Consider the following 21,154-nt stretch of genomic DNA (forward strand, 5'->3'; position numbering starts at 1 on the left):
CGGATCTGTGTGGGGCGATGCATCACTCATGCTGCTGCCGTGCCGGGAAGAACAGCTCGAAGCTGGTGATGCCGTCGGCACTCCTGACCTTATAGGCACCGTTGTGCAGTTGCATGATGGTCGCGACGATCGACAAGCCCAGGCCATTGGACTGACTGGAGCGTTCGCGGGATTCGTCGACCCGGTAGAAGCGCTCGAACAGTTTCGGCAAATGCTCGGCGGCAATGGTCGGGCCGTGATTGCGCACCTGTACGCGGATGCCATCGGCCGTCGGCTTGGCGCGAATCACCAGCTCGGACTGTGGCGCGCCGTATTTGATGGCGTTTGCGCACAGATTGGCCAGGGCCCGACGCAGCAACATTGGCTCGGCCCAGATCAGGCCGCTGCCCTGGGCGTTGATGCAGATACCGACATCGGTGGCCGGGCCTTCGAAGTAATCGGCCATGCGTTGCATTTCATCGGCGGCATCCAGTTCCTGGCGCTGGCGCAGGGCGCTGCGCGGATCGGTACGGGCCAGGAAGAGCATGTTGTCGAGCATGCGCGCCAGGCGTTCGAGTTCTTCGACGTTGGACGCCAGCAGTTGTTGGTAGGCGTCGATGCTGCGGTTCTGCTGCAGCGCCACCTGGGTTTCGCCGAGCAGGTTGTTGATCGGCGTGCGCAGTTCGTGGGCCATGTCGGTCGACACCTGACCCAGTTGTACAAAACCCTTGTCGAGGCGATCGAGCATGGCGTTGAAACCGTCGATCATCGGCAGTAATTCAAGCGGTGCGCCCTGGCTGTCGAGGCGTTCATTGAGGTTGCCGACATCGATGTTCTGCGTGTGCCGCGCCAGACGCCGCACCGGCAGCAGGCCACGATGCACCAGCACATATCCGGACAGGGAGAGCAGAATCGCCGCGACACTGGCGAATAGATACACGTTGAGGCGGTAATCGGCGAGTACCGCGGTGCGCTCGGTCATCAGGCGCCCGGTGACCACTTGCAGGCTGCCCAGGTCGCCGGAGTCGATGGTGGCCGCCAACGCGGAAAACGGCACGCCGTTGATGCTCGGCAAATGCTGCACGTCGGCCAGGGTCAGGCGGTGATCCATGGCCACCGGGGTCAACTCCGGCGTCGGCAGGTTGCCCGGGTTGACCACCAGAATCGGCGGTTTGCCGGGGGTGCCGATGGTCAGCAGTGCCTCGTGGTTGCCCATCATGTTCTGGAACAGCGCTGGCTTGGCGCGGATCAGGTCGAGGGTGTTGCTGTCGTTGAGAAAGGTGCGCAACTGGTCGATGCGGCTGATCAGGCCGATGTCGTCACGGCGGATCAGTTCGCGCTCCAGGTCGCGGTACAGCGCCACGCCGAGCAAGGCCAGCGAGACAAACGCCAGCAGGGCAAACACCAGCGCCAGGCGCAGGGTCAGCGAGTGGCTGAGGCGGGAAGCGGATTTCAGCGGCGTCATCGCATTCATGTGGGCAGTCAAGGTTGGGTATCGAAGCGGTAACCGATACCGCGCACGCTGTGAATCAGTTTGAGTGGGAACGGGTCGTCGATCTTCATGCGCAGGCGCCGCACCGCGACATCGACGACGTTGGTGTCGCTGTCGAAATTCATGTCCCAGACCCGCGAGGCGATCATCGAGCGCGACAGCACCTCGCCCTGATGCGTGGCGAACAGGTGCAGCAGGGCGAATTCTTTATTGGTCAGAGTGATGCGGTTACCGGCGCGGCTGACGCGGCGCTTGAGCACGTCGATCTGCAGGTCGTCGACGTGCAGGTGTTCCTCTTCCCGGGTGGGGCCACGGCGGGTGAGGGTGCGCAAGCGGGCGACCAGTTCGGCAAAGGAAAAGGGCTTGATCAGGTAATCGTCGGCGCCCAGTTCCAGGCCTTTGACGCGGTCGGCGATGTCATCCCGGGCCGTGAGGAACAGCACCGGCGTGTCGGCCTCCTTGCGCAAGCGGCGCAGGACTTCCCAGCCATCCATTTTCGGCATCATGACGTCGAGTACGATCACGTCGAAGTCGTGTTCCAGGGCCAGGTGCAAGCCATCGATGCCGTCGCGGGCGAGGTTCACGGTGTAGCCCAGTTCCTGCAAGCCGTTGAGTAGGTAGTTGCCGGCCTTGGGTTCATCTTCGACGACGAGAATGTTCATGGAGTGGTGCCTGGATCGGTCGGGCTACGGGGACAAATCAATGGCGCTAGTGTAGCCCGATCCACGACGAATACCGGCACCGGCTCAGTTCTCGCCCAGGCAACTGGTGCCTTCGACCTGGTAGTCCAGTTCGTGCTGGCGACCCTGGTGATCGATGTATTTGAACTGTGCCGGCACCACACCGCATTGCCCGGTGAGATCGGTCATGGACACGACTTTGGCGACGTCCACGGGAACGTAGAAGCCGTCCTTGTCGTGGATGACCGAGGTGTTGGCATCGTTGGCGGCAAAGGCTGAACCGGTGGCGAGCAGGGCGGCAAATCCAAGCATGAACAGTTTCATGTCGAGTCTCTCTCTTCAGGTGGCTGCCGGTCGATTGCCTGACAGTGAGCTCAGGCTAACGGGTGGATCCGGACAGCCGACCAACAACTCGATTACAAAGCTGTAATGAAAGCACGCAGGACAGCCGATGCCCCTGTGGGAGCGAGCTTCCTCGCGATAGCGGTGTGTCAGTTGGCCCATTAGCTGGCTGTTACTCCGTCATCGCGAGCAAGCTCGCTCCCACAGGGTTGATGGGGTTAGTGCGAGGCCTGCCCTGTGAACCACTGCATCACTGCCGCGCAGGCCGGGTGCGCGGCGGCGGAGGGTTGCAGGCACAGCGAGTAGATGCCGCGGGTCTTCAACGGTTCGCCAAACGGCACGACCAGCACACCGCGCTCGATCGACTCACCGGCCAGCGTCAGGTCGGTCATGGCCACGCCCAGGCCACGGGCGGCGGCGTCGAGGGCCAGTTCGTCGAGGTTGAAGGGAATGTGCCGGTAGTCCGCCAGCGACTTGCCACCGTGGGCATTCAACCAGTGCCTCCAGTCGTTCTGGTCACTGGAGCGATGCAGCAGGGCAAATCCCGACAGGTCATCCAGCGATGCCAGTGGTCGTTCTGCGCTGCCCAAACCCGGGGCGCATACCGGCACCAGGGCTTCCTCGAACAGGGTCAGGCAATCCGGCGCAGCGGACGGCTGCGGCAGATAGAGGATGTAGGCATCGCTGTCGCTGGCCGGCTCCACCACTTCGGTCGCAACCGTCTCGATCGACAGCGACACGTCCGGGTGATGGCGATAGAACTCGCTCAGCCTTGGCAGCAACCAGCGTACTGCCAGCGACACGTGCATGCGGATGCGGAACGGGCGCTGTTGCGGGGCCAGCCGGTCTTCAAGGCTGCGCAGTTGATCGAGGATGGCGCGGGCACTGGCCAGCACCTGTTCGCCCTCCGGGGTCAATTGAATGCTGCGGCTGCTGCGCACGAACAGGGCCACGCCGAAATGGCTTTCCAGTTGCTGTATCTGCCGGCTCACCGCGCTTTGGGTCAGGCACAGCTTGAGAGCAGCCTGAGTGAAGCTGCCTGATTCAGCCACTTCCACCAAGGCTTGCAGCCCTTGTAGCGACGGCACATGACGAATCTTGTCCATGCGTTTTCGGAATGCCTCGATGAATTAATAACGTTGGATGGTGATGGATTTGCTCATTAGATTCTAACCATCGCTACCTGCCACGCAAAGCTGTCATGAAAATAGCGCATGCGCGGTGGCCGGTCGCAGAACAACAAGATGAGGTGAGGCATGGAAAATATCTGTGGCTGGATCGCGCAAGCGGGGTGTTCCCCCGTGCGCGATCCGCTCAAGGGCACAAAGCAGGCCGACTGGCTGGTGATCGGTGGCGGTATCACCGGCCTCAGTGCGGCCCATGCGTTGGCCGACCTGCATCCGCAAGCCCGCATAACAGTGGTCGACCGGCAGCGTGCGGCCCAGGGCGCTTCGGCGCGTAACTCAGGGTTTGTGGTGGCCCACGAACATCCCGCCACCAGTGAGCTGCTTGGCAGCGGCGGCTTTGCTGGCTATGAAACGGACACGGCCATCGGTCGCGCGGCAGCCGACGAAGTGCGCAAGCAGATAGCCCGGCTCGGCATCGAGTGCGACTTCAGGGAGTCGGGCTATTTCTTCGCCGTCAGCGACCCGCGCAAGCTCAGCCAGGTCGAGGCCAAATTGCAGACCTTGCGCGCGGTGGGCGCCAGCGCGGTGTTTTTGCAGGGCGCGGCGTTGGCCGAGAAGCTCGGCACCCGGCACTATCAAGCCGGCCTCTGGTGCGGTAACGGCAATGCCTTGCTGCAACCGGCCAAATACGTGAAGGGATTGCTCGATGCCTTGCCAGAGAAAGTCACGGTCTACGAAAACACCGACATTAGCGGGCTGCAACGCCTGAGTGACGGCCGAATAAGTGCCCGCAGCCAGAACGGTTGCATCGAGGCCAGGCATGTCCTGGTCTGTCTGAACGCCTTCATCCCCCGCGCCGGCATCGACGACAGCGGCACCTTTGCCATGGAACTGAGCGCCAGCCTCACCCGGCCCCTCAGCGACGCCGAATACCACAGCCTCGGCGCGCCGGCACCCTGGGGCGTGCTGTCCACGCGCCCGCTGGGCGCCACGGTACGCCTGACCCCGGATCGCCGGGTGATGATCCGCAACACCGCCGAATATCGCGCCCGGGATTTGTCATTGAGCGAGCTTGCGGATCGCCGTCGCCACCATGTGCTGGGCCTGCAACGGCGCTTTCCGATGCTCGGCGAGCAGGACATCGAATACAGCTGGACCGGCCACTTGAGTGCCTCGCGCTCCGGCCAGCCTTATTTCGCCAAGGTCGAGGAGGGCGTGTACGCCGTGGCCGGCTGCAACGGCTCGGGCGTCGCCCGGGGCACGTTGTGGGGGCGCTTGCTCGCGGAGCTGGCTTCGGGGCGGAAGTCACCCTTGCTGCACTCGGTCATCGAGCGCGCCCAACCCGGCTGGCTGCCGCCCAAGCCGCTGCTCGACATCGGTGCCATGCTGCGTATGCGCGTGGAAAGCGTCCGGGCCCGAACCGAAGTCTGAAAAACCGAACCTCACGACAAGAACAACAGCACTTCCCATCGAAGGTGATTCAACATGCGCGTCCCCATGCTTTCCCTTGTGGCCCTGTTCTCGGCCTGTTCCGGCGTCGCTTACGCCGATGAAACGGTGAACATCTCCAACTGGAACGGCTACATCGCCGACGACACCCTGCCCAGCTTCACCAAGGCCACCGGGATCAAGGCGACCTACGACATCCACGATAGCAACGAAGTGCTGGAGTCGAAACTGATGACCGGCAACACCGGTTATGACGTGGTCAGCCCGTCGAACCATTTCCTCTCGCGCCTGATCAAGGCCGGCGCGATCCAGAAGCTCGACAGAAGCCAGCTGCCGAACTGGAAGAACCTCGACCCGGCGCTGCTGAAAAAGCTTGAGGTCAACGACCCGGGCAACCAGTACGGCTTCCCTTACATGTGGGGCACGGCGGGTATCGGTTACAACGTCGAGAAGATCAAGGCGATTTTCGGCACCACCGACGTCACCCATTCGTGGAAGCTGTTCTTCGACGAGAACAACATCAAGAAGCTCAGCGAGTGCGGGGTGGCGATCATCGACAACCCGACCCAGATCATGCCGATCACCCTCAACTACCTGGGTCTGCCACCCCACAGCCATGAACCGGCCGACTACGCCAAGGCCGAACAGGCGCTGATGAAGATCCGCCCTTACATCCAGTACTTCCATGCGTCCAAGTACATCAGCGACCTGGCCAACGGCAATGTCTGTGCGGTGATCGGCTTCAACGGCGACATCGTGCAGGCGGCAGCCAGCGCGAAGGAAGCGAAAAACGGGATCGATATTGCCTACTCGATCCCGGATGAGGGTTCCACTCTGTGGCTCGACATGGTGGTCATGCCGAAAAACGCGCCCCACGAGAAGAACGGCTACGCCTACATGAACTACCTGCTGGAACCGAAGGTGATCGCCAACATCAGCAACAGCATTCACTACGCCAACCCCAACAGTGCGGCGGATGCCTTGGTCGATCCGGCGGTGAAGCAGGACCTGGCGATTTATCCGCCGAAAAGCGTGATGGACAAGCTGTTCACCGTCGAAGACCTGCCCGCCGCCATCGCGCGGTTGAGCACGCGGTTGTGGACCCGGTTGAAGACCAATACCTGACCGGTTCAGGCCAGCATCGACATCAATCCACCCTGGCGATCCAGCTTCGCCAGGTCATCAAAGCCGCCGATGTGGGTGTCGCCGATGAAGATCTGCGGCACGCTGCGGCGGCCACTGCGTTCAAGCATTTCCTGCAGTTTGCCGGGCTCGCGGTCGATGTTGATCTCATGGGTCAACGCACCTTTGCTCGCCAGCAGGGCCTTGGCGTTGCGGCAGTAAGGGCAGGTGTCGGTGGTGTACAGGGTGACGGTGCTCATGTCGGGTACTCCGTTGTTCAGGTGATTCAGGCGTCGATGGCCGGGAAGTCGATCTCGGTCAACGCGAGGTTGTTGAGGTAGTTGGTCAGCGTCTGCGTGGCGACAAGGGCGACGACTTCGATGATCTTGCCGTCATCGATGCCGGCGGCACGGGCGGCGGCGATCTGCTCGGCGCTCAAATGACCACGGCTTTCAGTGATCTGCCGGGCGAGGGCGGCAATCGCATTCAGTTCGCCGTGGCGTGCGCTGAGGATGTCCTGGGCCGAGAGGCCGACCTTGCCGGCGAAAAAAGTGTGGGCCGCCAGGCAGTAGTCGCAGCCGTTGACTTGCGAAGTGGCGAGGTACACCGCTTCTTTTTCCGTGGCATTCAGGGTGGTTTTGGCCAGCGTTGCCGAGGCTTGCAGATAGGTGGTCAGCGCTACCGGGGAGCGGGCCAATACCTTGAACAGGTTGGGCAGAAAGCCGATTTTCTTCTGCACGCCTTCCAGCAGCGGGCGGGTGGCGTCGGTGGCGTGTTCCAGGCTGATCGGGGCAATGCGGGTCATGGTGTAACTCCGTGGTGTGCAGCGCGGTATGCGCTGGATACGGAGCTCATGTTAGGCAAAGGCACTGGCGTATTGGGTGCATAGCGTCGATGATATGCGACAGATCGTCCAGATCTGCTACCGAGAGATCGTCATGGATCGCCTGTCCACCTTGCTCAATCACTTCGGCGTCAATGCCGGCACCTTCCACAGCGGCACCTTTTGCGGCACCGCCGATTACGACGGTCGTCAGGCCAGCGGGCATCTGCACCTGCTTCAGCGGGGTGAGCTGATGCTTCGGCTGAACGATGGGCCGGACATGCGCCTGACCGAGCCGACCCTGATCTTTTTCCCCCGGCCGTATCACCATCGGATGTTCGCGACTGACACCTCTGACACGCAGTTGGTCTGCGCGACCCTGGATTTCGATGGTGGCGCGGGCAATGCCCTGGCAGCGGCGTTGCCGGAGTATCTGGTGCTCAAGCTCGATGAGATTCCGGCTCTGGCCGGGACGCTGGAGTGGTTGTTCAACGAAGCGTTCGAGGGTTCGTGCGGGCGTGAGGCGGTGATGGACCGCTTGTTCGAGTTGCTGGTGATTCTGCTGCTGCGGCACATCCTCAGTACCCGTGGTCAGCAACCGGGGATGATGGCCGGGCTGGCCGATGCGCGACTGTCGCGGCCTATGAGCCTGATGCACGAAACCCCGGCCAAGGCCTGGAGCGTGGCCGAGCTTTCAGTGGCGGCGAACATGTCGCGAGCCAGCTTCGCCGAACACTTTCGCCGGGTGGTCGGGCAGACACCGGTGGATTACCTGGTGAGCTGGCGCATCAGCCTGGCGCAGAAGCGCCTGCGCGAGGGGCGGCCGATTGCGCTGATTGCAGAGGAGGTTGGCTACGAAAGTCCCTCGGCGCTGGCCCGGGCGTTTCGGCGCAAGACCGGATTGAGTCCGCGGGAGTGGAAGGGTGGCTGATCAGCACAGATCCCTATGGGAGCGGGTTTGTTCGGGGCGGCGATTTTCATAATCCCTGTTGCCGACACTCCGTCATCGCGAGCAAGCTCGCTCCCACAGGGATTGGGGTTGTCCACAAAATTTGTGAGCGCCTGTGAAACCTGTGGGAGCGAGCTTGCTCCGGGCGGCGTTCCGACGATGGCCATGGTTCAGACAACCCATCCCTCGCAGCCTAAAGATACTTGTCCGTCACCGCCCCCTCAGACGCACTGGACACGGTCTTCGCATACTTGGCCAACACCCCGCGCCTGTACTTGGGCTGCGGCCGCACCCAGCGCGACTTGCGCTCGGCGAGCACAGCATCCGTCACGTCCACGCTGATTTGCCGGGTTTGTGCATCGATGATGATCCGGTCGCCGTTCTCGATCAGCGCAATGGGCCCGCCCTCAAAAGCCTCGGGTGTGATATGCCCGACCACAAAACCATGGGAGCCGCCGGAAAAACGCCCGTCGGTGATCAATGCCACGTCCTTGCCCAAGCCCTTGCCCATGACCGCCGAGGTTGGCGAGAGCATCTCGCGCATGCCCGGGCCACCCTTGGGCCCCTCGTAGCGGATCACGATCACCTCACCGGGCTGCACTTCGCCGTTGAGGATCCCGGCCAGCGCGCCTTCCTCTCCGTGATAGACCCGTGCCGTGCCTTCGAAACGCAAGCCTTCCTTGCCGGTAATCTTCGCCACTGCGCCGGTGGGCGAGAGGTTGCCGCGCAGAATGACCAGGTGCGAGTCCTGCTTGACCGGGCGGTCGAACGGCAGGATGACGTCCTGGCCCGGCGGATAATCGGGCACGTTTTGCAGGTTCTCCGCCAGGGTCTTGCCTGTGACGGTCAGCACATCTCCGTGCAACATCCCGGCATCGAGCATGCGCTTCATCAATGGTTGTATGCCGCCGATGGCCACCAGCTCACTCATCATGTAGTTGCCACTGGGGCGCAGGTCGGCGACCACCGGAGAGATCTTGCCGAGCTCAACGAAATCATCCAGGGTCAGCTCGACATCCACCGCGTTGGCCATGGCCAGCAGGTGCAGCACGGCGTTGGTCGAGCCGGCGAGGGCGATCACCACGCGTATGGCGTTTTCAAAGGCCTTGCGGGTCATGATGTCCCGCGGCTTGAGGTCGAGTTTCAGCAGCTCCATGACCTGTTGCCCGGCACGATAACTGTCCGACGCCTTGTCGCCACCAATCGCGTCCTGGGAGCTGGAACCGGGCAAACTCATGCCCAGCGCCTCGATGGCCGAGGCCATGGTGTTGGCGGTGTACATGCCACCACAGGAACCGGGGCCGGGGATGGCCACTTCTTCGATCTGCCTGACCTGGATCTCGTTGATATCGCCTCGGGCATGCTGGCCCACGGCTTCGAACACGGAAATGATGTCAGTGTGCCCGGCACCCGGGCGAATGGTGCCGCCGTAGACGAAGATCGACGGACGATTGAGCCGCGCCATGCCGATCAGACAGCCGGGCATGTTCTTGTCGCAGCCGCCAATGGTGACCAGGCCATCAAAGCCTTCGCAACCGACCACCATTTCGATGGAGTCGGCAATCACTTCCCGCGAGACCAGCGAGTACTTCATGCCTTCGGTGCCGTTGGCGATGCCGTCGGAAATGGTGATGGTGTTGAAAATCACCCCTTTGGCGCCCGCCGCATTCGCACCTTTCTCCGCTTCAAGCGCCAGCTTGTCGATGTGCATGTTGCAGGGGGTGACCATGGCCCAGGTCGAGGCGATGCCGATTTGCGGTTTCTTGAAGTCTTCGTCGGTGAACCCCACGGCTCGCAGCATGGCGCGGGCGGGGGCGGCTTCGACACCGTCGATGACCTCGGAGGAGTATTTGCGCAGATCGTCTTTGTCGCTCATGACACATCCTCACACACTCTTGGGATTAAACAGCATGAGTATAGAGGCGCTGGGAGCCTGCCCCGGGACTTGTGAGTCAGCAACAGACGCGCGGGTTTGCCACTACGTGATATTCTTCGCGCCAACTTGGTTTGACCTATTCAGTTTGCAGGCCCCGCAGGCGTGCAAACCGGATCACTGTCGCTCAAGTAGCTGAAGCCAATAAAGATAAAAAGTCAGTTCAGAAGGGACATTAAACGGAGGTCGATGCGGTTCGTCGGCCTTGTGTGCCCACCCTGCGATTCTCGAGTACCGCCACCCGTGACTGCCGTGAAACATGAGGCAGCGGGCGCGAGGAACAAGGGGCGGATTGCGTTTTATCATTAGGTGCTACAGATGTTTAAGAAAGTGAACACAGCCTTGCTCGGGCTGGCCTTGTCGATGGGGATCTCGACAGCCCAGGCCGAAGCGAAGAAAGTCGATGTCCTGCTGATTGGCGGCGGCATCATGAGTGCCACCCTGGGTGTCTGGCTCAACGAGCTGGAACCTGGCATGTCGATGGAAATGGTCGAGCGCCTCGATGGCGTCGCCCTGGAAAGCTCCAACGGCTGGAACAACGCCGGTACCGGTCACTCCGCCCTGGCTGAACTGAACTACACGCCGGAAGACGACAAGGGCAACGTGTCGATCCCGAAGGCCGTTGAAATCAACGAAGCGTTCCAGATCTCTCGTCAATTCTGGGCCTGGCAGGTTCAGCAAGGCGTGCTGAAGAACCCGCGTTCGTTCATCAACTCCACGCCGCACATGAGCTTCGTGTGGGGCGATGACAACATCAAGTTCCTGAAAAAGCGCTACGAAGCCCTGCAGGCGAGTCCGCTGTTCGCCGGCATGCAGTACTCCGAAGACCCGGCTGTGATCAAGCAGTGGGTGCCGCTGATGATGGAAGGGCGTGATCCTAGCCAGAAAGTCGCCGCCACCTGGAGCCCGATCGGCACCGACGTGAACTTCGGTGAAATCACCCGTCAGTTCGTTGCGCACCTGCAAACCACGCCGAAGTTCGACCTGAAGCTGTCCAGCGAAGTGCAGGACATCAGCAAGAACGCCGACGGCAGCTGGCGCGTCAGCTACAAGAACCTGAAAGACGGCAGCAAGTCTGAAACCGACGCCAAGTTCGTGTTCATCGGCGCCGGCGGCGGTGCCCTGCACCTGCTGCAGAAGTCCGGTATCCCTGAAGCCAAGGAATACGCCGGCTTCCCGGTGGGCGGCTCGTTCCTGGTGACCGAGAACCCGACCATCGCCGAGCAACACCTGGCCAAGGCCTACGGCAAAGCCTCCGTTGGCGCACCGCCGATGTCGGTTCCGCACCTGGACACCCGCGTGCTGGACGGCAAGCGCGTGATCCTGTTTGGCCCATTCGCCACCTTCAGCACCAAGTTCCTGAAAGAAGGTTCGTACCTGGACCTGCTGACCACCACTACCACGCACAACGTGTGGCCAATGACCAAGGTCGGCATCAAGGAATACCCGCTGGTGGAGTACCTGGCAGGCCAGTTGATGCTGTCTGACGAAGATCGGATGAACGCCCTGAAGGAATACTTCCCGAACGCCAAGGCCGAAGACTGGCGCCTGTGGCAAGCCGGCCAGCGCGTGCAGATCATCAAGCGTGATGAAGCCGCCGGTGGCGTGTTGAAACTGGGCACCGAAATCGTCGCCGCACAGGACGGCACCATCGCCGGCCTGCTGGGCGCCTCCCCAGGCGCTTCGACCGCTGCACCGATCATGCTGACCGTGCTGCAGAAGGTCTTCAAGGACAAGGTCGCGAGCCCTGAGTGGCAGGAAAAACTGCACCAGATCGTACCGAGCTACGGCACCCAACTGAACGTGAGCCCGGAGAAAGTGGCACAGGAATGGGCCTACACCGCCAAGGTGCTGGAGCTGACCCCTCCACCGGCAGTGCTGCCTCCGGCCGTGAAGCCAGTGACCGTCGATACCGACGCCAAAGCGCCAAAGGCGAATGCGGCGAGTGACATGGCGCTGTAACCCGACGCCTGACACGAAGAAGCCCACTGAACCGGAGACGGTCAGTGGGCTTTTTGTTGGGCTGTAGGAGCCAGCATGCTGGCGATGGTGGTTAACGATGATGAGTAAAGCCTGAAGGAACGCGGGGCCTTTGAGTCCATCGCCAGCATGCTGGCTCCTACAGGTGTCGGTCAGCATTCGTGCGAAACCTGCTGTCATCAAATGCAAAGTCATTGACGCTCAATGAAAAGCCGCCCGCTGGCGGGTGACGATACTGGCTCGTTGTGCGAAGTCGAACCGTGAAGCAAAACCGCAACGGTACATGGAGTCCTGTGCGTCTGCGCCCCTAATGGCGCCCTGTCAGTTGCATCTCGATAAAACAATCAATAGAGAGCGCAAGATGAAGTTCAGTTTTGTAGGTAACAGCACGCCGAGCCGCCGCCGAGTGCTGCGTGATGCGTTCACCCTGGCATTGGCGGCATCGCCTTTGGCCAATCTTGCCCGCGCCGCCAGTGAGGCCGATGACGGCGCTGAAGAAGTGACCTTTGCCGCAGGCCCGCGGCCGCTGGTGCAATACCCGCAGAAGCGTCCATTGACCTTGGTGACCACCCGTCCGCCACACCTGGAGACGCCGTTTACGGTGTTCAACGAAGGGCCGATCACGCCCAATGACGCCTTTTTCGTGCGTTACCACCTGGCCAATTTCCCCACCAGCATTGACCCCGACACTTACCGCCTGACGATCAAGGGCGCGGTCAATTCGCCGTTGTCATTGTCCCTCGCCGAACTCAAGGCACTCGCAGCGCCGGTAGAAGTGGTCGCGGTCAATCAGTGCTCAGGTAACAGCCGCGGCTTCTCGATGCCCCGTGTGTTCGGCGCGCAATTGGGCAATGGTTCCATGGGTAATGCTCGCTGGATAGGGGTGCCGCTCAAGGCAGTCCTGGAAAAGGCCGGGGTCAAGGCCCAGGCACAGCAAGTGACGTTCCGTGGGCTGGACAAGCCGGTGCTGCCGAGCACGCCGGAGTTCATCAAGGCGCTGGACATCAGCCACGCCATGGACGGTGAGCCGATGATTGCCTGGTCGATGAACGGTACCGACCTGCCTTTCCTCAATGGCTACCCGATTCGCCTGGTGGTGCCCGGTTACTTCGGCACTTATTGGGTCAAGCACCTGAGCGAGATCGAAGTGCTCGACCATACGTTCGACGGCTTCTTCATGGCTAAAGGTTATCGGGTTCCGGATAACGACTGTTTCTGCGTCGCCCCCGGCACGACGCCGGCGAAAACCCTGCCGATCTCCAAATTGCCAGTGCGCAGTTTCATCACCAGCGTTAAACACGGCGCGGTCTTGCCGTTGAACAAATCAGTGCTGCTCAAGGGCATTGCCTTCGATGGAGGGGCCGGGGTCAACAAGGTGGAGCTGTCCATCGACAACGGCAAGAGCTGGCGCGAAGCCACGCTGGGGGATGACCTTGGGCGCTTCTCTTTCCGTGAATGGTCGCTGCCGGTCAGCTTTACCAGCAAGGGCGCCACGCCCTTGATGGTGCGAGCCAGCAACACCGCGGGCGAGACGCAACCGTTGCAAGCCGATTGGAACCCCGGTGGTTATCGCCGCCACGTCGTCGAAACCCTGCACGTTACGGTCGCCTGAGGAGCCTTGCATGAACCTTGTTAAACGCATGATGCAGCTGGCCTGCGCGGCACAGTTTTGCCTGGTGGGCATGGCAGGCGCCGCGCCGCTGTCGATCACCTTGCCGGCGGAAACGGCGGCGTTCAAACCCAGTTCGCTGCCGGGCTATCCATTGGCCCAACAGAAATGCTCCACCTGCCACTCCGCCGACTACATCAACTATCAGCCGCCGGGCATGAGCCTGGCGCAGTGGACCGGGGAGGCGAGCAAGATGCAGCACGTGTACGGCGCGCCGATCAGCGATCAGGATGTGACCATCATCGGTGCCTACCTCGCGACGACCTATGGCAGTGCCAAGGCGAGCGATGCCGATGTGCAGGCCGCTTCAAATCCGGTGCCGGCGGCAACTGTCGCCAAGGCTGAGCCAATGACATTGCTGCAGAACAACGGCTGTCTGGCGTGCCACGCAGTGGATCACAAGGTCGTCGGTCCGGCCTATCACGATGTGGCGGCCAAATATGCCAGTGACCCGCAGGCGCAGGCCAAGGTCATCGCCAGCATTCAACAGGGCGGTAGCGGCAAGTGGGGGGAAATCCCAATGCCGCCGTTCGCTCAGTTGAGCCCGGAGGAGCTGCAAGGTCTGGCGTCCTTCATTCTGCATCAGTGAGCTGGGCATCACCCGGTAGTCCGATGCAAAAAGCCCCCTGAACCGGGCTCGGTCAGTGGGCTTTTTGTTTTGACAGGAGCAGGCTGGCTCCCAAGCAGGATGTTTGGCTCCGGGAATCCGATCAGGACGTCGACGACTTCATCCCGTCAAAGCGCTTGAGAATATCCTCGTACATCTTGGTACGACGGTGATTCTCGCCATACCCGCCAGCGGCAGACACGGTGCCGGACTGGATGTGGTCCAGGTATTTGAAGATCTTGCCGGGGGAGAGGAACACCACTTTGTAGCCCAGATCGATCATGCGGTCTTGCAGGGTGTAGCCGGGTACGCGGTCGTCGAGCTGGAAGTGCAGGCCCTGTTGCTTCATGCGTTTGGTGTTCCACAGGGTGCAGAAGCTCTTGAGGTGGACTTCCCGGTACGGCTTGGGGTCTTTCGAGCGCAGGCCGAGCGACTGTTTCATGCGCCGCACGTGGTGTTTTGCAAAGCGTGAACTGAAGCGCCAGGCGGTTCGCACCAGGCCACGGTTGAGTTGCTCGGTGCAGCCGACGGCGACCACTTTCGCGTCCCGTTCGCAGTAGTCCATCATCATCGCGAACACCCGGGCGTCGAAAACGAAGGTGTCGGTGTGCATCAGGAACAGGTAGTCGGTGTTGATCCGCGCCAGGGCCATGTCCAGGGCTTTGCCGTGGGCGATATGGCCCAATTCCTTGCCCGGTGATTCGCGCTCGATCAGGTTGATCCAGTCGAGGCTGCGCAGGTATTCGACGCTGGCATCGGCCGAGTCGTTGTCCACCACCCACACCGGAATGCCGGCCTTGGTCACGTGGTCGTGCAGCAGGTCGAGGCAGATCTTCGTCAGGTCGTGGGTTTTGTAATTGACCAGCACAATGCTGAAACGCGGTTTGATGACTTGCTCGACGTTGCCCATCTGCGAAATGCTCGACTGCCCGAAAGCGTCGAACAATAAAGAGGCAACCTTAGTCGAAACTTAATTTTCCGGTTCCGTTGGTCAGTGTCGCCGACTTTAGTTGTTACACGATGTGTTTCATTTTCAGGGTGTGCCTGCTCACAAGTCCCGTAGGAGCGAGCTTGCTCGCGATTGCAATGTCTCATTCGGCACTTGAGTTGATTGACACACTGCCATCGCGAGCAAGCTCGCTCCCACAGGGATAGCGGTGTTGAGCAATGATTGGTGTCAGGCAGCCGGAAACAGCTGTTCCTTCAGAAAGTCGATAAACACCCGCAGCTTCGGCGAGGGGTGCTTGCCCGAAGGCCACATGATCTGGAACGTGCCCGTCTCCGAGCAGTCCGTGAGTACGCTCACCAGCTTGCCGCAGTCGAGCCATTGGCGAATGGCGAAGTCGGGCAGGTAGGCGATACCGACACCCTGGACCGCAAAGCCGACCCGGGCCTCGAGGTTGTTGCACACCACTGAGGTAGGCAGTTGCAAATCGAGTTCCTGGTCGTTGCGGCGGATCGGCCAGACCTGCAGTTTGCCGGTATTGGGAAAACGAAACTGGATGCAGGTATGGCGCAACAGATCCGTTGGCTGTTCCGGGATGCCATGGCGCTGGAAGTAGTCTGGCGCGCCAGCCAGGATCATCTGGTAGTCGCCAAGGTGCCGTGCCGTCAGGCTCGAATCGGGCAGCTCACCGCTGCGCAACACCGCGTCGTAACCTTCCTCTATCACCTCGACACGCCGGTCGTCGAACGTCAGGTCAAGCTCGATAGAGGGGTAGGCAATGCGAAACCGCGCCAGCGTCGGAATAAACGGGTCACTGACCAGCGGCAGGCTGATTTTCAAACGGCCACGGGGCAGGGTGCTGGTCTGGGAAAACTCGGCCTCGGCGGCTTCTATTTCCGCAAGGATGCGCTGGCTGCGCTCAAGGAACCGGTGGCCTTCCTCGGTCAGGGTCACGCTGCGTGTGCTGCGGTTGAACAGCCTGACGCCGAACCGCTCTTCCAGGCGCACGATGCTTTTGCCAATGGCCGAGGCCGAGACACCCATCAGGCGAGCGGTGGCCACGAAGCTGCGGGTTTCGGCCACGGACACGAAAACATTCAGGGTGTTAAGGCTGTCCATTCTGGCTCTCGATGACGGATGCACGATGCCTGATGTTAACCGGTTTTTTCGCAATGTCCCGCAGGCAATGTGCGGGAATTACGGAACAAAAGTTCCGTAGATAACGGAACGCTCACCTACTTAATCCACTGCATGACGGTCCCTAAGATAGGCATCACTGATACCTGCCCGAGATAGCCGCCATGACTGAAGTAATGAATCGCTGGGAAATTTCCGCGTTTGGCCTGGACAACCTGAGCCTGGTCAATACCGCCCGTCCACAACCGAAGGCCGGGGAAATCCTGGTCAAAATCGAAGCGGTGTCGTTGAACTACCGGGATACCCAGGTGGTCGAAAACGGCATGACCGCGACGCTGCAATTCCCGTTCTCGCCAGCCTCCGACATGGCCGGCATTGTCGTCGCGGTGGGTGAGGGCGTGACACGCTTCAAAGTCGGGGAGCGTGTGCTGTCGACCTACATTACAAACTGGATCGATGGTAATCCCAAGACCTGGGCCGAGATGCCGACCCAGGGTGGTCCGATCCAGGGCATGCTCGCTCAATACGTCGTGACACGGGCAGAGTGGTGTGTGCGTGCACCGAAAAACCTCAGTGCCGTCGAAGCCAGCACCTTGCCGATTGCCGCACTGACGGCGTGGATGGCACTCATCGAACTAGGGCATTTGCACGCCGGGCAAACCGTGGTGGTGCAGGGCACGGGGGGCGTCTCGCTGTTCGCCGTGCAGTTGGCTGCCGCCAGCGGTGCCAAGGTCATCGTTACCAGCAGCAGCGATGAAAAAATCGCCCACGCCATCAAGCTCGGCGCCACCCACGGCATCAATCGCAGCACAACCCCGGACTGGCACACCGCCGTGCTGGAGATGACCGACGGCCGTGGCGCCGACCATGTACTGGAAATGGCCGGTGGCGATAACCTCGGTCGCTCCCTGCAAGCGGTCGTTCCTGGTGGTCGCGTGTCGATCATCGGCTTGCTCGAATCCGACGAAGTGCGCACCTCGATCATGCCGCTGCTGGGCAGCCGGGCGTCGATCGTCGCCGTTGCAGTCGGCCCACGCCGTGCCATGGAAGACATGGTGCGCATGATCGATCATCACGGGATCAAGCCGGTCATCGATGCCACGTACGCCTTCACTGAAGTGCCGCAAGCCTTCGCCCACGTTTACCGCGGTGCATTCGGCAAGGTCGTGATCGACTTCGCCAAGGCTTGATCGCCTGACCGCCATTTTCTTCGGGCAAGCGCCGTAAGGCCTTGCCCGCTTTTTTTCCTGCAAGGAATGACATCCAGATGACCCGTTCACCCAACCCGATGAGCGTCATGCCGTTCATCATTCTGGGCCTGTTTGGCCTGTATACGCTGGAGCTGGGCGTCGTCGGCATCCTGCCACTGATCGTTGAGCGATTTCAGGTGACGGTGGCCCAGGCTGGGCTGTTGATGAGCCTGTTCGCCATCATCGTTGCCTTGTTCGGCCCGTTTCTGGTGCTGGTGTTTTCACGCTTCAACCGCAAGAAAGTGCTGGTCGCAGCGCTCTTGTGTTTTTCCTTGTGCAGCGTGTTTTCCGCCTACGCGCCGAACTATTCGACGTTGATGGCGCTGCGCATTTTGCCGGCGATGCTGCACCCGGTGTTTTTCTCCGCAGCTTTCGCGGCAGCGATTTCGCTTTATCCCAAAGAGCGCGCCACCCACGCGACCACCGTGGCGTTCATCGGTACGACCCTGGGCCTGGTGTTTGGTGTGCCGCTGACCGCCTGGCTGGCGGGGCGTTTCTCCTATGAAGTGTCGATCCTGTTCTGCGCCGTGGCGACCCTGCTCGCCGCCGTCGGCCTGTTGCTGCGTCTGCCGCGTCAGCACAACGCCCCGGAATCCTTTGGCAGCCAGTTGTCCATCCTGCGCAAGCCGGCGGTGTGGCTGGCGATTGTCGCGACGGTGCTGGTGTTCATGACCAAGTTCGCCGTGTACAGCTATGCCGCCGAGTACCTGAAAAACCAGACCGGCATGGACAACGACAGCATCAGCGCGATGCTGGTGCTGTTTGGTGTCGGCGGGGTGTTGGGCAATCTCTACGCCGGCAGGCTGCTCTCAGGCAACCTGGTGAAAACCGTGCTGATGTTCCCGATCCTGTTGAGCCTGGCCTACCTGGTGCTGTACGCCTTCGGCAGTGCGTCGATCGGCTCGATGGTGGTGATCGTGTTCCTCTGGGGTGCGATTCATACCAGCGGCATGGTCATCACGCAGATGTGGCTGACCACCGCCGCGCCCGAAGCCCAATCGTTTGCCACCAGCCTGTACGTCTCCGCCGCCAACGGTGGTATCGCCGTCGGCGCCTGGATAGGCGGCCTGTTCATCGAAGCCTATGGCCTGCCGGGTACAATCTGGTGCGGGCTGATCTGCGCCGTGCTGGCGTTCATCGTGCTGGCAGTGAAGGCGGTGCTGTATGGCGGCGGCGCCGAGCGAATCGGTCAGGGCGCGGTGCAGGTAGGTTGATGTGCCTGAGCATGAGTCGCGCTGTGCGACTCATGCTTGCTTCGTTCAGTGAGCTGATCGCAATGCCCCGATAAACGCCTGCAGCGCCGAAGACATCTGCTTGTTGCTGGGGTAGTACAGGTAAAAACTGGGGAAGGGCGTCGCCCATTCTTCCAGCAGCGGCACCAGTTTGCCGTTGTCGAGCTCGGCCTTGATCCATTCACGAATCCACACCGTGATGCCAAGGCCATCGACCGCCGATTGCAAGGCCACCGCGCAATCGCTGACCACCAGCGAGCCTTTCACGCTCAGCTCAAACGGCGTCTCGCCATTCTGAAAGCGCCACTTGTACAAACCGGCCTCGCCCGAGCGCCGCCAATTCACGCAACTGTGTTGCAGCAGTTCCACAGGTTTGAGTGGGGCGCCGCGCAGTTTCAGGTACTTGGGTGAGGCCACGGCGATTTGCGTCAGCGGCTCGCTGAGCTTGAGGGCGATCATGTCCTGCTCGATGAACTCCCCCAGACGAATGGCCGCATCGAAGCCCTGGGCGACGATATCGGTGGTGCTGTCGTCGGTAGTCAGTTCGAGCTTGATGTTCGGATAGGCCAGTTGAAAGGTCGGCAGGATCGGCTGGATGAAGTGCAGCATGGCCACCTGCGGCGCGCTGATGCGCAAAGTGCCGGATGGCGTGTCGCGGTACTCGTTGAGTTCTTCCAGCGCGGCATCGAGGTCGGCAAAGATCACCTGCAGACGTTCATACAGTCGCTCTCCAGCGGCGGTCATCGACACACTGCGGGTGGTGCGGTTGAGCAGGCGCACCCCCAAGCCTTCTTCCAGGCTCTTGATGGTCTGGCTCAGGGCTGAAGGCGAGACGCCAAGGGACTCGGCGGCACGGGAGAAATTACAGGCCTGGGCCACCGCAAAAAAAGCTTTGAGGTTGGCAAATTCGCTGCCGCGCATTATGTATCTCACTCTTCATAATGTTTGAAGATAATGCTGTATTCTAAATAAACACCTTGAGTCCGACAATGCATGCAACGGCAATCCTGCCGGCATCGCTCAAGGAGTTCCCATGTCCGTAGAACCGATTAACCTGCCGCTCGGCGCGCTGCCCGGCGCCGATCGTTTGCTGCTGCTCAAGGGCGGCATGGTCATCACCATGGATGACGCCCTGGGCAATTTTGCCAGCGCTGATGTGCTGATTCGCGGCACACAAATCATCGCTGTCGGCAGCGAGCTTTCCGCTGAAGGTGTCGAGGTGGTAGACGCCAGGGGCATGATCGTGATCCCGGGCCTGGTCGATACCCACCGTCACGCCTGGGAAGGTCAGTTGCGGCGCATCAACCCCGATTCGCCGACCCTTGAAGACTACTGCAACGCCACCCACTTTTCGTTCGCCAAGTACTACCGTCCACAGGACATGTACGTCGGCAACATGCTGACTGCGCTGGGCTGCATCAACGCCGGCATCACCACCATCATCGACAACTCGCACAACGCCCGCAGCGGTGCGCATTCGGACGCGGCCATCGAAGCCCTGCAGGACGCCGGTATTCGCGCGGTGCACGCCCCGGGTGCGCCGCTGTCCGGTGAGTGGGAGTCGACCAACTGGCCCGGCGACCTGCGCCGCCTGAAAGGCAAATACGCCACCGAGCCCAACGCGCTGGTCAGCCTGGCAATGATGTCGCAGATCGACCGCGAGCAGTGGGCGGTCGCCCGCGAGCTGGGCCTGAACATCGTCACCGAATTCTTCGGTGCGGGCATGGCCACCGAGCTGGACGCGTTGCAGGAAGAAGGTCTGCTCGGCCCGGACAACATCTTCAACCACTGCACCTGCCTGCCGGACCACGGCTGGTCGATCCTGCGCCACGCCGGGGTAAAGGTGAACGTTTGCCCACGTTCCGATGCGCACTATGGCCTTGAAGACGGTGTGTTCGCCTGGCAGAAAGCCGTCGACCACGGCATGAACCCGGGCCTGAGCGTTGACAACGAAAGCTCGTACAGCGGCGACATGTTCACCGAAATGCGCGTGGCGTTTTACCTGCAACGGGCGGCGGCACACAGTGCGCGTTTCCACGGCAAGCAGCCCGCGCCGGATCTGCTCAGTGCTCGCCAGTTGCTCAAGGCTGCCACAGTCGATGGCGCAGCCTGTGCCGGGCTGGAGTCGAAGATTGGCAGTCTGACGCCGGGCAAACAGGCCGACATCGTGCTGATCCGCACCGACAACCTGAGCATCTACCCGTCCAACAATGCCCTCGGCACCGTGGTTCACGCAGCGGAGCGCGGTGATATCGACACCGTGATCATCGCCGGGCGGATTCGCAAGCAGGGCGGTGTGGTGCTGGGCGTCAACCGCGAGCAACTGGAAGCCGCCACCGAAGAATCCCGTGCCTACCTGTTCGACAAGGCGGGCTACACGGCGGATCCGTTCGCTGAATCCTTCAGCCCTCTGCACACCCACTAAGAGGCCACGGCC

19 protein-coding genes are annotated in these 21,154 nt (G+C 61.3%); 9 read left to right on the forward strand and 10 right to left on the reverse strand.

What is annotated here, in order from left to right; translation table 11 throughout:
- Positions 1 to 22 precede the first annotated feature (22 nt).
- The 4 genes from EIY72_RS15815 to EIY72_RS15830 all read right to left on the reverse strand — a co-directional run bounded on the left by EIY72_RS15815 (position 23) and on the right by EIY72_RS15830 (position 3,599).
- A complete protein-coding gene (locus EIY72_RS15815) occupies positions 23 to 1,453 on the reverse strand; it encodes a heavy metal sensor histidine kinase (protein WP_093220009.1) in 1,431 nt (476 codons plus the stop codon).
- An 8-nt stretch (positions 1,454 to 1,461) separates the two neighbouring features.
- Positions 1,462 to 2,133, reverse strand: coding sequence for a heavy metal response regulator transcription factor (locus EIY72_RS15820; protein ID WP_093220013.1), 672 nt, complete (start codon positions 2,131 to 2,133; stop codon positions 1,462 to 1,464).
- 84 nt (positions 2,134 to 2,217) lie between these two features.
- The gene (locus tag EIY72_RS15825; RefSeq protein WP_093220022.1) at positions 2,218 to 2,475 is read right to left on the reverse strand and encodes a DUF2790 domain-containing protein; all 258 of its coding nucleotides are present in this window, start codon (positions 2,473 to 2,475) and stop codon (positions 2,218 to 2,220) included.
- Positions 2,476 to 2,711: 236 nt separating this feature from the next.
- On the reverse strand, positions 2,712 to 3,599 hold the full coding sequence (locus EIY72_RS15830; protein ID WP_093220026.1) for a LysR substrate-binding domain-containing protein: 888 nt from the start codon (positions 3,597 to 3,599) through the stop codon (positions 2,712 to 2,714).
- Between the two features lie 150 nt (positions 3,600 to 3,749).
- Between EIY72_RS15830 and EIY72_RS15835 the strand changes: the two genes are divergently transcribed.
- Both EIY72_RS15835 and EIY72_RS15840 read left to right on the forward strand, forming a co-directional pair.
- Positions 3,750 to 5,051, forward strand: a complete 1,302-nt coding sequence (locus tag EIY72_RS15835) for an NAD(P)/FAD-dependent oxidoreductase (protein ID WP_093220030.1) — start codon at positions 3,750 to 3,752, stop codon at positions 5,049 to 5,051.
- A gap of 54 nt (positions 5,052 to 5,105) precedes the next feature.
- Positions 5,106 to 6,194 carry a polyamine ABC transporter substrate-binding protein gene (locus EIY72_RS15840; RefSeq protein ID WP_093220034.1) on the forward strand — a complete coding sequence of 363 codons (1,089 nt, stop codon included), beginning with the start codon at positions 5,106 to 5,108 and terminating at the stop codon, positions 6,192 to 6,194.
- 5 nt (positions 6,195 to 6,199) lie between these two features.
- On the opposite strand, the gene grxC is transcribed toward EIY72_RS15840, so the two are convergent.
- Positions 6,200 to 6,451 carry a glutaredoxin 3 gene (gene grxC, locus EIY72_RS15845; protein ID WP_093220036.1) on the reverse strand — a complete coding sequence of 84 codons (252 nt, stop codon included), beginning with the start codon at positions 6,449 to 6,451 and terminating at the stop codon, positions 6,200 to 6,202.
- Positions 6,452 to 6,477: 26 nt separating this feature from the next.
- On the reverse strand, positions 6,478 to 6,996 hold the full coding sequence (locus EIY72_RS15850) for a carboxymuconolactone decarboxylase family protein (RefSeq protein WP_093220041.1): 519 nt from the start codon (positions 6,994 to 6,996) through the stop codon (positions 6,478 to 6,480).
- Between the two features lie 133 nt (positions 6,997 to 7,129).
- Between EIY72_RS15850 and EIY72_RS15855 the strand changes: the two genes are divergently transcribed.
- Complete coding sequence (locus tag EIY72_RS15855; RefSeq protein ID WP_093230487.1) at positions 7,130 to 7,945, forward strand: AraC family transcriptional regulator; 816 nt, start codon at positions 7,130 to 7,132, stop codon at positions 7,943 to 7,945.
- Between the two features lie 211 nt (positions 7,946 to 8,156).
- On the opposite strand, the gene ilvD is transcribed toward EIY72_RS15855, so the two are convergent.
- A complete protein-coding gene (ilvD, locus tag EIY72_RS15860; protein WP_093220046.1) occupies positions 8,157 to 9,839 on the reverse strand; it encodes a dihydroxy-acid dehydratase in 1,683 nt (560 codons plus the stop codon).
- Positions 9,840 to 10,214: 375 nt separating this feature from the next.
- Here ilvD and mqo point away from each other — a divergent pair, with 375 nt between their 5' ends.
- The 3 genes from mqo to sorB all read left to right on the forward strand — a co-directional run bounded on the left by mqo (position 10,215) and on the right by sorB (position 14,134).
- On the forward strand, positions 10,215 to 11,858 hold the full coding sequence (gene mqo / locus EIY72_RS15865) for a malate dehydrogenase (quinone) (protein WP_093220050.1): 1,644 nt from the start codon (positions 10,215 to 10,217) through the stop codon (positions 11,856 to 11,858).
- Positions 11,859 to 12,237: 379 nt separating this feature from the next.
- Positions 12,238 to 13,488: a SorA family sulfite dehydrogenase catalytic subunit gene (gene sorA, locus EIY72_RS15870; RefSeq protein ID WP_093220054.1), complete on the forward strand. Its 1,251-nt coding sequence runs from the start codon at positions 12,238 to 12,240 to the stop codon at positions 13,486 to 13,488.
- A 10-nt stretch (positions 13,489 to 13,498) separates the two neighbouring features.
- Complete coding sequence (gene sorB, locus EIY72_RS15875) at positions 13,499 to 14,134, forward strand: SorB family sulfite dehydrogenase c-type cytochrome subunit (protein WP_093220058.1); 636 nt, start codon at positions 13,499 to 13,501, stop codon at positions 14,132 to 14,134.
- A gap of 121 nt (positions 14,135 to 14,255) precedes the next feature.
- Here sorB and EIY72_RS15880 read toward each other — a convergent pair whose 3' ends face one another.
- Positions 14,256 to 15,062: a glycosyltransferase family 2 protein gene (locus EIY72_RS15880; RefSeq protein WP_093230490.1), complete on the reverse strand. Its 807-nt coding sequence runs from the start codon at positions 15,060 to 15,062 to the stop codon at positions 14,256 to 14,258.
- Between the two features lie 267 nt (positions 15,063 to 15,329).
- Positions 15,330 to 16,217 (reverse strand): LysR family transcriptional regulator, encoded by an 888-nt coding sequence (locus tag EIY72_RS15885; protein ID WP_093220062.1) that lies wholly within the window; start codon positions 16,215 to 16,217, stop codon positions 15,330 to 15,332.
- Positions 16,218 to 16,399: 182 nt separating this feature from the next.
- Here EIY72_RS15885 and EIY72_RS15890 point away from each other — a divergent pair, with 182 nt between their 5' ends.
- Both EIY72_RS15890 and EIY72_RS15895 read left to right on the forward strand, forming a co-directional pair.
- Positions 16,400 to 17,425, forward strand: a complete 1,026-nt coding sequence (locus tag EIY72_RS15890) for a zinc-dependent alcohol dehydrogenase family protein (RefSeq protein WP_093220066.1) — start codon at positions 16,400 to 16,402, stop codon at positions 17,423 to 17,425.
- A gap of 77 nt (positions 17,426 to 17,502) precedes the next feature.
- The gene (locus tag EIY72_RS15895) at positions 17,503 to 18,699 is read left to right on the forward strand and encodes an MFS transporter (RefSeq protein WP_197678833.1); all 1,197 of its coding nucleotides are present in this window, start codon (positions 17,503 to 17,505) and stop codon (positions 18,697 to 18,699) included.
- A 45-nt stretch (positions 18,700 to 18,744) separates the two neighbouring features.
- Here EIY72_RS15895 and EIY72_RS15900 read toward each other — a convergent pair whose 3' ends face one another.
- A complete protein-coding gene (locus tag EIY72_RS15900; RefSeq protein ID WP_093220069.1) occupies positions 18,745 to 19,638 on the reverse strand; it encodes a LysR family transcriptional regulator in 894 nt (297 codons plus the stop codon).
- A gap of 112 nt (positions 19,639 to 19,750) precedes the next feature.
- On the opposite strand from EIY72_RS15900, the gene EIY72_RS15905 reads away from it, so the two are divergent.
- Complete coding sequence (locus EIY72_RS15905; RefSeq protein ID WP_093220073.1) at positions 19,751 to 21,142, forward strand: amidohydrolase family protein; 1,392 nt, start codon at positions 19,751 to 19,753, stop codon at positions 21,140 to 21,142.
- The last annotated feature ends 12 nt before the right edge of the window (positions 21,143 to 21,154 follow it).

It is taken from the genome of Pseudomonas vancouverensis (assembly GCF_004348895.1).
GTDB classification, from domain to species: Bacteria; Pseudomonadota; Gammaproteobacteria; order Pseudomonadales; family Pseudomonadaceae; genus Aquipseudomonas; species Aquipseudomonas vancouverensis.